This window comes from Streptomyces sp. NPDC006458 (assembly GCF_040612135.1).
GTDB lineage: Bacteria > Actinomycetota > Actinomycetes > Streptomycetales > Streptomycetaceae > Streptomyces.
In genome coordinates, this window is record NZ_JBEXPR010000015.1 from 88,037 (window position 1) to 101,777 (window position 13,741).

At 71.3% G+C, this 13,741-nt stretch carries 11 protein-coding genes, 1 pseudogene and 1 riboswitch; all 12 genes and pseudogenes read right to left on the reverse strand.

All coding sequences use genetic code 11. The features are described 5' to 3' along the window. Window positions 1-192: 192 nt before the first annotated feature. The 12 genes and pseudogenes from ABZZ79_RS21285 to ABZZ79_RS21340 all read right to left on the reverse strand — a co-directional run bounded on the left by ABZZ79_RS21285 (window position 193) and on the right by ABZZ79_RS21340 (window position 13,741). Entirely contained in the window at window positions 193-1,581 is a 1,389-nt protein-coding gene (locus ABZZ79_RS21285) for an NAD(P)/FAD-dependent oxidoreductase (RefSeq protein WP_356690951.1), read from the reverse strand. A 447-nt stretch (window positions 1,582-2,028) separates the two neighbouring features. Continuing rightward, the gene (locus ABZZ79_RS21290; protein WP_356690953.1) at window positions 2,029-2,970 is read right to left on the reverse strand and encodes a Ppx/GppA phosphatase family protein; all 942 of its coding nucleotides are present in this window, start codon (window positions 2,968-2,970) and stop codon (window positions 2,029-2,031) included. After that, window positions 2,967-3,569 (reverse strand): DUF501 domain-containing protein, encoded by a 603-nt coding sequence (locus tag ABZZ79_RS21295; protein WP_356690955.1) that lies wholly within the window; start codon window positions 3,567-3,569, stop codon window positions 2,967-2,969. The genes ABZZ79_RS21290 and ABZZ79_RS21295 overlap by 4 nt, the downstream gene beginning before the upstream one ends. A 30-nt stretch (window positions 3,570-3,599) precedes the next feature. Beyond that, the gene (locus tag ABZZ79_RS21300; RefSeq protein ID WP_356690957.1) at window positions 3,600-4,076 is read right to left on the reverse strand and encodes a septum formation initiator family protein; all 477 of its coding nucleotides are present in this window, start codon (window positions 4,074-4,076) and stop codon (window positions 3,600-3,602) included. A gap of 136 nt (window positions 4,077-4,212) precedes the next feature. Further along, window positions 4,213-5,499, reverse strand: a complete 1,287-nt coding sequence (gene eno / locus ABZZ79_RS21305) for a phosphopyruvate hydratase (protein ID WP_356691168.1) — start codon at window positions 5,497-5,499, stop codon at window positions 4,213-4,215. Between the two features lie 985 nt (window positions 5,500-6,484). Continuing rightward, window positions 6,485-7,195: a transglycosylase family protein gene (locus ABZZ79_RS21310; protein ID WP_356690959.1), complete on the reverse strand. Its 711-nt coding sequence runs from the start codon at window positions 7,193-7,195 to the stop codon at window positions 6,485-6,487. A 3-nt stretch (window positions 7,196-7,198) separates the two neighbouring features. After that, a riboswitch (cyclic di-AMP (ydaO/yuaA leader) is annotated at window positions 7,199-7,377 on the reverse strand. Window positions 7,378-7,561: 184 nt separating this feature from the next. Further along, window positions 7,562-8,254, reverse strand: coding sequence for a LysM domain-containing protein (locus tag ABZZ79_RS21315; protein WP_356691170.1), 693 nt, complete (start codon window positions 8,252-8,254; stop codon window positions 7,562-7,564). 21 nt (window positions 8,255-8,275) lie between these two features. After that, window positions 8,276-8,611, reverse strand: a pseudogene (locus ABZZ79_RS21320) (transglycosylase family protein); the annotation flags it as partial. Window positions 8,612-8,810: 199 nt separating this feature from the next. Continuing rightward, on the reverse strand, window positions 8,811-10,142 hold the full coding sequence (locus ABZZ79_RS21325; protein WP_356690961.1) for a cytochrome P450: 1,332 nt from the start codon (window positions 10,140-10,142) through the stop codon (window positions 8,811-8,813). A 17-nt stretch (window positions 10,143-10,159) separates the two neighbouring features. Then, window positions 10,160-11,209: a nucleoside triphosphate pyrophosphohydrolase gene (locus tag ABZZ79_RS21330; protein WP_356690963.1), complete on the reverse strand. Its 1,050-nt coding sequence runs from the start codon at window positions 11,207-11,209 to the stop codon at window positions 10,160-10,162. 229 nt (window positions 11,210-11,438) lie between these two features. After that, the gene (locus tag ABZZ79_RS21335; RefSeq protein WP_356690965.1) at window positions 11,439-12,086 is read right to left on the reverse strand and encodes a SurA N-terminal domain-containing protein; all 648 of its coding nucleotides are present in this window, start codon (window positions 12,084-12,086) and stop codon (window positions 11,439-11,441) included. Window positions 12,087-12,256: 170 nt separating this feature from the next. Further along, window positions 12,257-13,741 (reverse strand): serine/threonine-protein kinase, encoded by a 1,485-nt coding sequence (locus ABZZ79_RS21340; protein ID WP_356691172.1) that lies wholly within the window; start codon window positions 13,739-13,741, stop codon window positions 12,257-12,259.

Genomic DNA, 13,741 nt, shown 5'->3' on the forward strand with positions numbered 1-13,741 from the left:
CCGGATGTCTGAGACCACGTAAACACCTGCGTCCCCGGCGCGCAGTCCCCCACGCGCGTCATGTATGGGCAAATCCTCCGCAGGGAGTCGGGCGGGGTCCTCCGCACGGCCGCGCGGCCTGCCCCGGAACGCCGAAGGACCTCCCGCACCACGGATGGCGGGAGGTCCTTCGAATGTTCCGATTACCTGAGGTCAGGAGGCCTTGGCCTTCTCCTCGGTCTTCGTCACGGCGACGGCCGGGGCCGGAGCCGGCTTGGCGGCCTCGTAGAACTCCTCACGAGGAGTCTCCAGGGCGCCGAGGGCGACGACCTCGCGCTTGAGGAACGTGGAGAGCGTCCAGTCCGCGAGGACCCGGATCTTGCGGTTCCAGGTCGGCATGGCCAGACCGTGGTAGCCGCGGTGCATGTACCAGGCGAGACGTCCCTTGAGCTTGATCTTGATCTTGCCCACGACGATCATCGCGACGCCCTTGTGCAGGCCGAGACCGGCGACCGCGCCCTTGTTGGCGTGCTCGTAGTCCTTCTGCGGGAAGCCCCGCATCCCGGAGATCACGTTGTCGCCGAGGAGCTTGGCCTGGCGCAGCGCGTGCTGGGCGTTCGGCGGGCACCAGGCGTTCTCGTTGCCCGCCTTGCGGCCGACGAGGTCGGGGACCTGGGCGTTGTCGCCGGCGGCCCAGATGTAGTCGGTGCCCTGGACCTGGAGGGTCGCCTGGGTGTCGACGTGGCCGCGGGGGCCGAGCGGCAGACCGAAGCGGGCGAGGGCCGGGTTGGGCTTGACGCCTGCGGTCCACACGATCGTGTTGGAGTCGACCTCCAGCCCGTTCTTCAGCACCACGTGGCCGTCGACGCAGGAGTCCATCGAGGTGGAGAGGTAGATCTCCACGCCGCGGCTCTCCAGGTGCTCCTTGCCGTACTGGCCGAGCTTGGGGCCGACCTCGGGGAGGATCTTGTCGGCGGCGTCGACGAGGATGAACCGCATGTCCTCACGGGACACGCTGGTGTAGTACTTGGCCGCGTCGCGGGCCATGTCCTCGACCTCACCGATGGTCTCCGCACCGGCGAAGCCGCCGCCGACGAAGACGAAGGTGAGCGCCTTGCGGCGGATCTCCTCGTCGGTGGTGGAGTCGGCCTTGTCGAGCTGCTCCAGCACGTGGTTGCGCAGGCCGATGGCCTCCTCGATGCCCTTCATGCCGATGCCCTGCTCGGCGAGGCCGGGGATCGGGAAGGTGCGGGAGACCGCGCCGAGGGCGATCACCAGGTAGTCGAAGGGCAGCTCGTACGCCTCGCCGACCAGCGGGGCGATCGTGGCGACCTTGCGGTCCTGGTCGATGGTGGTGACCCGGCCGGTGAGGACCTCCGCCTTGGGCAGCACGCGTCGCAGCGGGACGACGACGTGGCGCGGGGAGATGCTGCCGGCGGCGGTTTCGGGAAGGAAGGGCTGGTAGGTCATGTACGACCGGGGGTCGACGACCGTGACGGTCGCCTCTCCGTAGCGCATCTTCTTCAGGATGCGCCGAGCTGCGTACAGGCCTACGTACCCACCGCCTACTACGAGGATCCTGGGACGCTCCGTGGTGCTCATGCCATCGAGTATCCACCCGCCCCTGGACCGTCGCTCGTGCGCCCCTTCACAAGCTTCTCCGGGGGTCGTGTTACACTCCGCGACCCACGTGACTCAGGCCACGTCTCGGACAGGGAACCATGATCCGCTACGACCCGTTGTCAATGCCGCGTGAGCTGGCTCTCCGGGCTTCGGAAACCGTCGTGAGAACCCCGCGACGGACCGGTGACCGAACCACCGGAACACGACCCCGGCTCGCATTCGAAGGCCCTCTGGGTCCCCGGAACGGCCTATCGGAGGCCCCTCAGGGGTCCTCGGAGCCGAATTCCTTGTGAAGAACTTCACGAACTTTTCCGCGGAGACGCTCCGGAGGGGCCCGCGAAGGCCCCTCGGGCGCGCTCATACGGTACGCGGAACGCTCAGCCGATTGCTACCGGGCGGTAAGAAACGCCCTGGTGAGCGACGCTTTCAGGCCACCGACCAGGCGATGCCGTCGAGGATGTCGTGCTCGCTGACCACGACCTCCGCGGCGCCGATCCGCTCCATGATCGACAGCAGCACCAGCGCACCCGCCGCGATCACGTCGACCCGGCCCGGATGCAGGGACGGGATCGCCGCCCGCTCGGCGTGCGTGGAGCGCAGCAGCCGCTCGGTGACCTCGCGGACGGTGTCGTAGGACACCCGGGAGTGGTGGATGGCCCGCGAGTCGTACTCGGGCAGGTCCTGGGCGATCGCCGACACGGTCGTCACCGACCCGGCCAGGCCCACCAGCGTGTGCGCCTCACGCAGCGGGACCGACCGCTCGGCGAGGTCCAGGGCGGCCTCGACGTCGGCGCGCAGGGCGGCGATTTGCGCCTCGGTGGGCGGGTCGGTCACCTGGCCCTCGTGCACCAGATGACGCTCGGTCATCCGCACACAGCCGACGTCCACCGAGCGCGCCGCGCGGACGTGCTCCTCGCCCACGACGAACTCGGTCGAGCCGCCGCCGATGTCCACCACCAGGAACGGCCGGTGCAGGTCGACGCGCCCGGTCAGCTCCTTGGTCGCCCCGGTGAAGGAGAACTCCGCCTCCTGGTCGCCGGTGATGACCTCGGGCTCGACGCCGAGAATGTCCAGGACCCCGCGCACGAACTCCTCGCGGTTCTCCGCGTCCCGGGAGGCCGAGGTCGCCACGAACCGCAGCCGCTCGGCCCCGTGCTCCTTGATCACGGCCGCGTACTCGCGGCATGCGGCGAAGGTCCGCTCCAGCGCCTCCGGCGCCAGCCGCCCGGTACGGTCCACGCCCTGGCCGAGCCGCACGATCGTCATCCGGCGGTCCAGGTCGACCAGTTCCCCGGTCACCGGGTCCGCGTCGGCCACCAGCAGCCGGATGGAGTTCGTACCGCAGTCGATGGCGGCAACGCGGGTCACTTGTCGTCCTCCTCGTCAAGGGGCTTGACGGCGAAGTGGCCGTCCTGCGTCGCGTCCGTCCGCCGGCCCTCGCCGGCCGGCGGACCGGGCAGGGTCACACAGGCGCCCTTGGCCCACCACTCCGGCAGCAGCGCGAGGGCCTCGTCGCCGAGCGGGTTCACCCCGGGGCCGGCGGCCAGCGAGTGCGCGACCAGGACGTGCAGGCACTTGACCCGGTCCGGCATACCGCCCGCGCTGGGGAAGTTCTTCAGCTCCTCGATCTCGTCGCGGCGCCGGATGTAGTCCTCGTGCGCGGCCCGGTAGGCCGCGGACAGCTCCTCGTCGGACTGCAGCCGCTCGGTCATCTCCTTCATCAGGCCGCTCGCCTCCAGCGTGCCGATGGCCGAGTTGGCCTTGGGGCACGTCAGGTAGTACAGCGTCGGGAAGGGCGTGCCGTCGGGCAGCCGCGGGGCGGTCTCCACGACGTCCGGCTGACCGCACGGACACCGGTGCGCGATGGCGCGCAGCCCGCGCGGCGGCCGCCCGAGCTGCTGCTTGAATGCCTCGACGTCCGCGTCGGTGGGCTCGGTGCGGGGGGTGGTCGGCGGGGGCGTTTCCATCTGGCCTGAAGGTGTCTTTCTGCTATCGGTTCATCGGTCCGAGGCGTCGGACTTGTCGACGCCGTCCCAGACGTTGGAGTACCAGGGGCGGTCGGCCGCCCCCGTGTCGGCGCGGGACTGCCTGGCCGCGTCCGGGTCGACCACGATGTATCCGGTCTCCCCGGGCATCACGTAGTGCAGCCGCTGCCGGATCTGCTGCTCGGCGTACGCGTCGTCCTGCCAGCGCGCCTTGAGATCGCGCAGCTGTTCGACCCGCTCCTGCGCCTGCTGCCGCTGTCGCTCCATCTCGGCGATCTCGGCGCGCTGGGCGACGTACTGACGCATCGGGTAGGCGAGCGCCACCACCAGGGTGCAGACCACCAGGGCGAGCAGCGCGGCCCGGCCGGTCAGCCGGGAGCGGCGGGCCTGGCGTCGGGTCTGGGAGCGGTAGACACGGGCCGCGGTCTGCTCGCCGAGCAGCCTCAGCCGGGTCGCGGTGGAGAACCGGTCCCGGTCCTTCACGGCCATGTTTGCCCGCCTCCCGTTCACGCGCGTACGTCCCCGCACACGGTACGGGACCGAGTACGGGGACGTACGTACGACGCCTCATACGAGGCTGTGGCTCAGCCGGGTCGAGCCTGTCCGGCCCAGGGCCGGGCCGGGCTCAGCCCTTGAAGCGCGGGAAGGCGCTGCGGCCGGCGTACACCGCGGCGTCGTCGAGGATCTCCTCGATGCGCAGCAGCTGGTTGTACTTGGCGACACGGTCCGAGCGGGCCGGGGCGCCGGTCTTGATCTGACCGCAGTTCACGGCGACGGCGAGGTCGGCGATGGTGACGTCCTCGGTCTCGCCGGAGCGGTGGGACATCATGCACTTGAAGCCGTTGCGCTGGGCCATCTCGACGGCGTCCAGGGTCTCGGTCAGCGAGCCGATCTGGTTGACCTTGACGAGCAGGGCGTTGGCGGTGCCCTCCTCGATGCCGCGGGCGAGACGCTCGGGGTTGGTGACGAAGAGGTCGTCGCCGACGATCTGGACCTTGTCGCCCAGCTTGTCGGTGATGATCTTCCAGCCGGCCCAGTCGTCCTCGAACAGCGGGTCCTCGATGGAGACGAGCGGGTACGCCGCGACGAGCTCGGCGTAGTACTCGGTCATCTCGGCGGCGGAGCGCTCCTTGCCCTCGAAGGTGTAGACGCCGTCCTTGTAGAACTCGGAGGCCGCGACGTCGAGGGCGAGGGCGATCTGCTCGCCGGGGGTGTAGCCGGCCTCCTTGATGGCCTCGAGGATGAGGTCCAGGGCGGCGCGGTTGGACTCCAGGTTCGGGGCGAAGCCGCCCTCGTCGCCGAGGCCGGTGGACAGGCCCTTGGTCTTCAGCACCTTCTTGAGGGTGTGGTAGACCTCGGCGCCCCAGCGCAGGGCTTCGGAGAACGACTCCGCGCCGATGGGGGCGATCATGAACTCCTGGATGTCCACGTTGGAGTCGGCGTGCGAGCCGCCGTTCAGGATGTTCATCATCGGAACGGGCAGCAGGTGCGCGTTCGGGCCGCCCAGGTAGCGGAAGAGGGGGAGGTCGCTGGCCTCGGAGGCGGCGTGCGCGACGGCGAGCGAGACGCCGAGGATGGCGTTGGCGCCGAGCGAGCCCTTGTTGTCGGTGGCGTCCAGGTCGAACATCGCCTGGTCGATCAGGCGCTGCTCGGTGGCGTCGTAGCCGACGAGCTCCGGGCCGATCTGCTCGATGACGGCCAGGACGGCCTTCTCGACGCCCTTGCCGAGGTAGCGGTTCGGGTCACCGTCGCGGAGCTCGATGGCCTCGAAGGCACCCGTGGAGGCGCCGGACGGAACGGCGGCACGACCCGTGCTGCCGTCGTCGAGGCCGACCTCGACCTCGACCGTGGGGTTGCCTCGGGAGTCCAGGATTTCCCGGGCTACGACGACGTCGATGGACGGCACGAGCATCTCCTTCATGAATGTGACGCGGTGGGCAGGCCGCGGGTGTGGCTCTGCGAGATGAGCCTAACCGGCTCCGGGGGATCGGCCAGCCGATGGCTCATCACGTGGACGGAACCGAGAGTAAATTGTTTCCGAACGGAACAAAAGGTTTCCCCGATGCGTCTCTGAACTTGCCGGAAACGGGGCTGGCCGGGGGCGTGGACGCCCGGAGCAGGGGCCTGCCGGGCGGCGTGCAGCGGCTCGCGGGAGGAGGTCCCCTCGGGCGGGAAACATGTCCGGACGCGACCCCGCCCCGGCGCGTACGGGGGAATACGCACCGGGGCGGGGAGCCTGGGGGACGGGGGCGGCCGCCCCGTCAGGCCGAGAGGCCTGTGGGGTCGGGGCGACGCCGTGGGCCGGGAGGCCGGTGAGGACAGGGCGACCCCGTGGGCCGGGAGGCCTGTGGGGACAGGGCGACCCCGTCAGGCCGGGACGGCCTGTGGGGGAGGCGGGTCGGAGGTGACCCCGCGGACCGGGGGTCCGTGGGGGCGGGGTGACCTCGTGGCGCCGAGGACGTCCCGGGGGCCGGAAGGGCCCGGGGTGGGAGCGGCCAGGGGGATCGACGTGGCCCGGGGTCCGGGCCGGCCGGGGGCTGGGTGGACCTTTGGCCGGGGGCCGGGGTGAACTGTTGACCGAGGCCGGGGTGGCCCTGCGGCCGACAGCCGGGGTGGCCCTATGGCCGGGACCGGCCTGGAGCCGGGGCAGTCCGGTGGGGGCCGGAACAGCCGCCAGGGGCCGGGACCGGCCGACAGCCAGGGTGTGCCCCTTGGCCGACAGCCGGGGTAGCCCTATGGCCGGGACCAGCCTGGAGCCGGGGCAGTCCGGTGGGGGCCGGAACAGCACGGGAGCCAGGACCGGCCGGGAGCCGGGGCAGTCCGGTGGGGGGCGGAGCAGCCCGCGGGCCGGGTGCGGCCGGGGCCCGGAGGGGGCCGGGCCGGGCCGCACCGGTGGACTACTTCAGGTGCAGCTGCTGACCCGGGTAGATGAAGTCCGCGTCGTCGACGATGTCCTGGTTCAGCTTGAACAGCTTCTGCCAGCCACCCTTGACCTTGTGCTTCTCGGCGATCGCGCTGAGGCTGTCGCCCTTGACGACCTTGTACTCGCCGTCACCCTTCTTGACCTTCTTGCCGGTCGGGGTGGTGACGGTCTTCTTCGCGGCGGGGCGCTCCTGCGAACGGGAGGCGCTCTGCTGCTCGGTCGAGCGGGTGGTGGTGCTCGGCTGCGACTCCGGCTGCGCCGGGGCGGCAGGGGCGGTGGGGGCGGCCGGAGCGGCGGAGCCACCGTCGTACGCGGCGCTCGACAGGCCGACGCCGCAGACCGGCCAGGCACCCTTGCCCTGGCCCGCGAGGACCTTCTCGGCGATCTCGATCTGCTGGGTCTTGCTGGCCTGGTCGGCCGTGGCGGCGTACTGCGTGCCGCCGTACGCGGCCCAGGTGGAGGCGGAGAACTGCAGACCGCCGTAGTAACCGTTGCCGGTGTTGATGGACCAGTTGCCGCCGGACTCGCACTGGGCGACGGCGTCCCACTCGGAGGCGGTGGCGGCGGAGGCGTTGCCGACCGCGATCAGCGGGGCGGCGACGGCGGCGCCGGTCACACCGGCGATGGCGATGGCGCGAGTGGCCTTGGACGGACGACGGTGCTTGCCCTTGCCGGAAAACAGCATGGCGGATCCCCTCACCGACGCCTGCGAGGTGAGCTGTCGGGTTCGGGCCGGTTGAGTTGCCCGGCCGCGCACTTCTCGGTGCGCGGCTTCACCCCAAGCCGGTTCCGGAGTCGAGTCACCTCAACCGCCGGGCCCGGCACTTACCTTGGGTCCCCCGCTCCTGCCTACGGCGCTTGACGCGACGACTGTTCCCGGATTGGCCACTGGCAGGATTCGGCGTTGCGGCGGCCGGGGCTCACGTTGGCGAGCGGTCATGACCGTAGACACGCGATTGGTGGAATATCAAAGACGATCAGGGCGTCTGAGACTCATCCCACACTTTCGCCAAAACGGACATTAACCCACGAACCATGACGTGAACTCCCGCTACTTTTCGCCCGGTTCGACCCCTACCGCAAGCTTCTGACCGGGCACGATGAGGTCCGGGTCGACGCCGATCGTCTCGCGGTTCTCGGCGTACAGCTCCGACCATCCGCCCTGGAGCTCAAGCGAGTCGGCGATGCCCCAGAGGCTGTCGCCCTCCCGCACGGTGTACTCGCCGTCGGCGGCGTCCCGCGCGACGGAGCCGCTGCGCGAGGCGTGACGGCCCGCGGAATCGCCCGTACGGCCGTCCTCGGTCGCCGCGTCACCGCTGTCACCCGCGCCTTCGTCGGCGCTCACGCCGCGGTGCCGTCCGGATCCGGCCTCGGTCGAACCGTCCGAAGAGGTGCCGCTCTGTAGCGACTTGTCCGAGTTGTCATCGATATCGCCCGTCCCGGTGCCGTCGGTTTCCCGCGACAGGTCCGAAGAGGCGGAGCCGGCCCCGTCGACCTCGGAGTCGGAGTCCGAAGTGGTGGAAGTGTCCGCCTTGGTGGAATTGCCCGAATCGGAATCGCCCGCACCGGCGTCCGAGGAGCCGGAGTCGCCACCGGAGCCGTCATCGGAGTTCGAACCGGACGAACCAGATGAACCGGATGAACCAGACGAATCAGAACTGTCGGTCAATCCGGAAAGTCCCGAATCGTCCCCGCCGACGCCGGTGTCGACGTCCGCCTGGCCGGCGTCGGCCGTGAGGCCCACGAGCGGACCGCACGTCGGCCACGCCGAGACACCCTGGTCCGCGAGGACTCGCTCGGCGACGGCTATCTGCTGCCGCCGGCTGGCCTGGTCGGGACCCGGGGCGTACTCAAGCCCGCCGTAGTTCTCCCAGTCGAGCTGGCCCAGCCTCAGCCCCCCGTACTGCCCGTACCCGTCGTTCGCACTCCACGCCCCTCCCGTCTCGCACTCCGCGACCCGGTCCCAGGTCGAAGCGTCCGCCGCGCTCGCGCCCGAGGCGCCCAGCAGCGGGATGGCGATGGCGGAGCCAGTCACTCCGGCCGCGACGACAAGAGCCGGAGCCTGACGGGGGCGACGGTGACGACCGTTCCCGGAGAGCATGCGGAGACCTTTCGTGCGACGGCATCGACCGGCACGGCGTGTACTGCGAGGCGCCGCGCTGATCGGTGAACGTATAGGCAGACGATCACTTGTCACAAGTTCATGCCGCGCAGATCACGTGAAGATCACAGGGTTGAGGGTGTGTCACATTTGCCCACGTCAGTTCCGCACGGTGAGCGGCGAGGTCGGGTTGCCCGGTCTATCGGGGTTGGCGTGCCTGGTCCGCATCGTTCGGCTTCGCCGTGGGCGTGAACTCGACCGGCAGTGTGCGCAGGCCGCGCATGATGAGGCCGCCGCGCCAGCGCAACTCCTGCGGATCCGCGGCCAGTCGCAGATCCGGCAGCCGGGTGAGCAGCGTGGCCAGCGCCGTCTGCCCCTCCAGCCGGGCGAGCGGAGCGCCGAGGCAGTAGTGAATGCCGTGCCCGTATCCCAGGTGCTGGTTGTCCCGGCGGGCGAGGTCCAGCAGGTCCGGGTCGGCGAACCGCTCCGGGTCCCGGTCCGCCGCCGCCAGCACCACCAGCACCGCCTCGCCGGCCGCGATGTCCTGCCCGCCGATCGTCAGCGGCCGGGTGGCGAACCGCCATGTGGCCAGCTCCACCGGGCCGTCGTAGCGCAGCAGTTCCTCCACTCCGGTCGCGAGCAGGCCGCTCTCCCCCGCGGCGAGGGACCGCTGCAGCCGCTCCCGCTCACCGGGGTGCGTGAGCAGCGCGTACGTCCCGTTCCCGATGAGGTTGACCGTGGTCTCGAACCCGGCGAACAGCAGGATGAACGCCATCGCCGCCGCCTCGTTCTCGGTGAGGTGCTCACCGTGGTCGGAGGCTCGGATGAGGCCGGAGATGAGGTCCTCCCCCGCCTGCGCGGTCTCCGGCAGCGCCTCCCGCTTGCGGTGGATGAGCTCGGCCAGGTAGCCGCGCATCTTCTTCACCGACCGTGCGACACCGCCGCGCGGCCCGCCCCCGTGGCGGATCATCATGCCCGCCCAGTCCCGGAAGTCGTCCTGGTCCTCCCGCGGAACGCCCAGCATGTCGCAAATGGCGTAGATGGGCAGAGGGAAGGCGAACTCATGGATGAGGTCGGCCGAGCCGCGCTCCGCGAACTGGCCGATCAGGTGGTCGGTCAGCTCCTGTACCCGCGGCGCGAACTCCGCGACACGGCGCGGCGTGAACGCCTTGCTCACCAGCCGCCGGAGCCTGGTGTGGTCCGGCGGATCGATGTTGAGCAGATGCGTCATCAGCTCGGCCTTGCGCTCGCCGGGGATACCGGTCTTCCCCTTGGCGTGCGCCGGCTCGTCGTGGTGCTCCGGGTTCTTCGACAGCCGCGCGTCCGCCAGCGCCTGCTTGGCATCGGCGTACCGCGTGACCAGCCAGGCCTCCACCCCGCTGGGCAGCCGCGTCCGGTGCACGGGCGCATGCTCACGGAGCCAGGCGTAGGCAGGGTAGGGGTTGGCCGCGAACTCCCAGCTGAAGAGTTCGGGTGCGGCGGGGGCCGTGCCGTCGGGGGTGGGGCCGGTGGGGTGGGGCTGGTTGGTCACCGGCCGACGGTATCGGGTCAGTCCTCCCCGCCGGCCGGTCCCCCGACCGCCTCCGCCTCGCGTATCGCGTCGCGGTAGGCGCGGGCCGCCGCTCTCAGAGCCGCCTCCGGGTCCACTCCCTCGGACTCGGCGCGCGCCGCGAGGGCGAGAAGCTCGTAACCGATGGTGTCGGTGCGGGGCAGGGGGACGTCCAGTCCGGCGGTGCGGGCCCGGGAGGACAGCTTCGCGGCGAGGGCGAGGCCCGGCTGGTGCAGGGGAATGCCCTCGGTCACGGAGGTGCGCCGCTTCTCCTCGGCCTTGGTGCGCAGCCAGTGCTCCTTGACCTCCTCGGGCGTCGTGGCCGTCTCCTCGCCGAAGACGTGCGGGTGGCGGTGGATGAGCTTGGCGACGATGCCGCCGGCCACGTCGTCGATGGAGAACGGGGTGTCGGGGTGCTCCTCCGCGATCCGCGCGTGGAAGACGACCTGGAGCAGGACGTCGCCGAGCTCCTCGCGCAGTTCGTCGCGGTCGCCCTTCTCGATCGCCTCGACCAGTTCGTACGCCTCCTCTATGCCGTACTTCGTCAGGCCCTCGTGGGTCTGCCGGGACGACCACGGGCACTCGGCGCGGATGCGGTCCATGACCTGCACGAGGTCCAGGAGCCGGGCGCCGGGCAGGTCGTAGGAGGCGGGGAGCAGTTCCAGCTCGGGCATCCGCACCCGGCCCGAGCCGGCGAGGCGGGCCAGGCCGTCGGTGAGGGCCGGCTCGCCCTCTCCGGTCGCCACGACGACCACGCTGTGCCCGCCCGCGCACGCGTCCACCAGTTCCTCGGCGGTCGGGGACGCCTCGGTCACGGCTATACCCGCCTCGCGCAGATACGGCAGCTGCGGATGGCCGCCGTCCGCGCACAGCACCTGGTCGGCGGTGCGCAGGGCCTGCCAGGCGGGCCAGGACAGCAGGCCGGGGGCGACGCGGTGGCTGGTGGTGAGCAGGACGATGCGGCCGGGGGTGTCGTCGGGCTTCGGGGACTCCTCGGACTCCTGCGGCTCCCGGGGGTCCGGGGTGGCTTCGATGCTGGTTGCGTTCACGATCCGAACGTAACGCACGCCGTCGAAATGGCGGCGGGCGTTGTTCACAGGGTGAGGGTGATCATCGCATCATCCGCCTGTCTGTGCGGATGGGTGATCACCTCGGGGCGTGGGCGGATCGGTGATCGCCCCGGCGCATGGGCTTGGGCCCGCGGCCGGGAGGCCGGGGGGCCGGGAGGTAGGCGGCCGGGAGGAGGGCGGCGGGAGGAGGGCCGCCGCCCGCTCGCTGTCACGCGGGCTGCTGGGCCACCCCGGCGGTGACGTCCCGCACCCACGGTGTCTTCGCGTCGACTCGGCCCACCCTCTGGGTGTCCCAGGTGCCGTAGCGCGGGTTGAGGTCGATGTCGAGTTCCTCGGAGGCCTCGGACAGCGCCTTCCAGAAGGCGGGCTGGCTGGTGTCCGTGCCCAGCTTCGCGGCGAGCTTCTGGGCCTCCAGCTGAAGGCGGAGGTTCTCGTCGAGGCGCCGCGGTGCGACGGAGTACTGCTGGAGCCAGGCCGTCCGCAGGGCCTCGGCGCCACCGGCCTGCTGTTCGAGGCCGGCGCGCATCTGCTGGACCTCCTTGCGGCTGATGGTGATGCCCGCGTCCTCGGCGGCGCGGTGCAGCACCCGGTCGAGGACCATGCCGTGCAGGGTGTCGCGGGTGAGGGTGCCGGTCTTGGCGACGACCTGGGCGTACTGCGCCTCGTCCGGCACGGCCGCGCGCTGGGCGTCGCGGACCTCCTCGACCCGGTTCTCCAGCTGCGAGACGGTGATCCGCTGGCCGCCGACGACGGCGGCCGCGCCGGGGTGCGCGTCGTTTCCGCAGGCGGTGAGCAGGGGGGCCGCGGCGACGATCGCTGCGGTGAGGACGAGCGCGGTGCGACGGCGGCGGTGCAAGGGAACCTCCCGAGGAGATTGTGCGGCGGTGCACAAAGTCTTGCGATGATCGATGGTAGGCAGCGGCACAGCTCTGGCCAACCCATTCGACCAACGATTCACCAGGACTTCGGGCACCACCGCACACGCGCGCGTGCGGGACGGGAGTGTTCCGAGAGGCGCGGGGTGCGTCAGCCGCGCACCTGTCCCAGCCACTGGAGGGTGCGGCGGACGTCCGCGGCCAGCGGATGCCCGGGTCCGCGCAGCCGTTCCACGTCGTGCAGCAGCCGTACGAGGGTGTCGTGCGCGGCCCCCCGGTCACCGAGGGCGAGCAGCAGATGCCCGATGCGGCGGCGGACGTCGTGGGCGAGCTCGGGGTCGCCGGAGACGTACTGGTTCTCGTAGTACGGCAGCAGCTCGCGGTAGGCGGCGAGCGCGGCGGCCGGTTCGCCGAGCTGTTCAAGGCACTGGGCGGCGTCGTAGCGGTAGCGCAGGGACTGCGGGTCGGCCTGGCCGGCCTCGGCGGCGCGTTCGTCGGCGAGGCGACGCAGTTCGGGCAGCGCGCGCCGGTACTGCCCGTCGTCCATGAGCGTGGCGGCGTACTGCTTGCGCAGGGTGCGGACGACCGGGGAGTGCTCGCCGTGCTGTTCGGCGGCGGCCGGCAGGATCGAGCCGAGGATGTCGACGGCCTGGGTGATGCGGCCCTCGCCCAGCAGCCGCTTGACCTCGTCGACGGCGCGGGCGACGTCGGGCCGCTCCTCGACGGGCGCGACCGGGGCGGGCTGCGGCGCGGGCGTGCGTGCCCGGTCCGGCCAGGGGGCGTGCGGGCGCAGGAAGGGGCGCGTGGGGTCGAGGGGCGCACCGGTGGGCATGCCGCGGGCGGGCAGCAGCACGGAGAGTTCCTCGTACACCTCCTGCGCCGACCCGGGCCGGTGCTGCGGGTCCTTCGCGAGCAGGCGCAGGACGAGGGACTCCAGCGCCTCGGGCACCTCCGGGCGCAGTCGGCGTACCGGCAGCGGTGGCTCGTAGAGGTGGCGGTGCAGCACACCGAGCGCGGTGGAGCCCGCGAACGGCACGTTCCCGCTGAGCAGTTCGTGCATCAGCACACCGAGCGCGTACAGGTCCGTGTACGGGCCGACCGCGCCGCCCATCGCCTGTTCCGGTGCCATGTAGGCGGGCGATCCGATGGGCGAGCCGGTGTGGGTCAGCCGCGTGGTGTCGGTGTCCATGACGGAGGCGACGCCGAGGTCGAGGACGGTGACCGTGCCGTCCTGCTTCACCATCACGTTGCGCGGCTTGAGGTCGCGGTGGACGATCGGCACGGCGTGCACGGCGCTCAGCACGGCGCACAACTGCGCGGCGACCGACACCGCCCACGGCCACGGATAGGGGTCGTGCTCGGCGAGGTGGTCGGAGAGGTCGGCCCCGTCCACGTACTGCATGACGAGGAACAGTTCCTCGCCCTCGCTGCCCGCGTCGTGCACGGTGACCAGGCCGGGGTGGTCGACCTGCGCGGTCACCCGGCACTCGCGCACGAAGCGGCGGCGCAGTTCGTCGGCCTCCTGGCCGGCCACCTTGTCGGGGCGCAGCAGCTTCACCGCCACGCGCCGGTCGAGCCTCTGGTCGTACGCCGTCCACACCTGGCCCATGCCGCCCTGCCCGATGAGCGTGGCCAG

What these genes read in the sequence shown, in the direction of transcription:
- ABZZ79_RS21285 (WP_356690951.1), bottom strand. Translation starts at nt 1,581, where the DNA reads ATGAGCACCACGGAGCGTCCCAGGATCCTCGTAGTAGGCGGTGGGTAC.
- ABZZ79_RS21295 (WP_356690955.1), bottom strand. Translation starts at nt 3,569, where the DNA reads ATGGAAACGCCCCCGCCGACCACCCCCCGCACCGAGCCCACCGACGCG.
- ABZZ79_RS21300 (WP_356690957.1), bottom strand. Translation starts at nt 4,076, where the DNA reads ATGGCCGTGAAGGACCGGGACCGGTTCTCCACCGCGACCCGGCTGAGG.
- eno (WP_356691168.1), bottom strand. Translation starts at nt 5,499, where the DNA reads ATGCTCGTGCCGTCCATCGACGTCGTCGTAGCCCGGGAAATCCTGGAC.
- ABZZ79_RS21310 (WP_356690959.1), bottom strand. Translation starts at nt 7,195, where the DNA reads ATGCTGTTTTCCGGCAAGGGCAAGCACCGTCGTCCGTCCAAGGCCACT.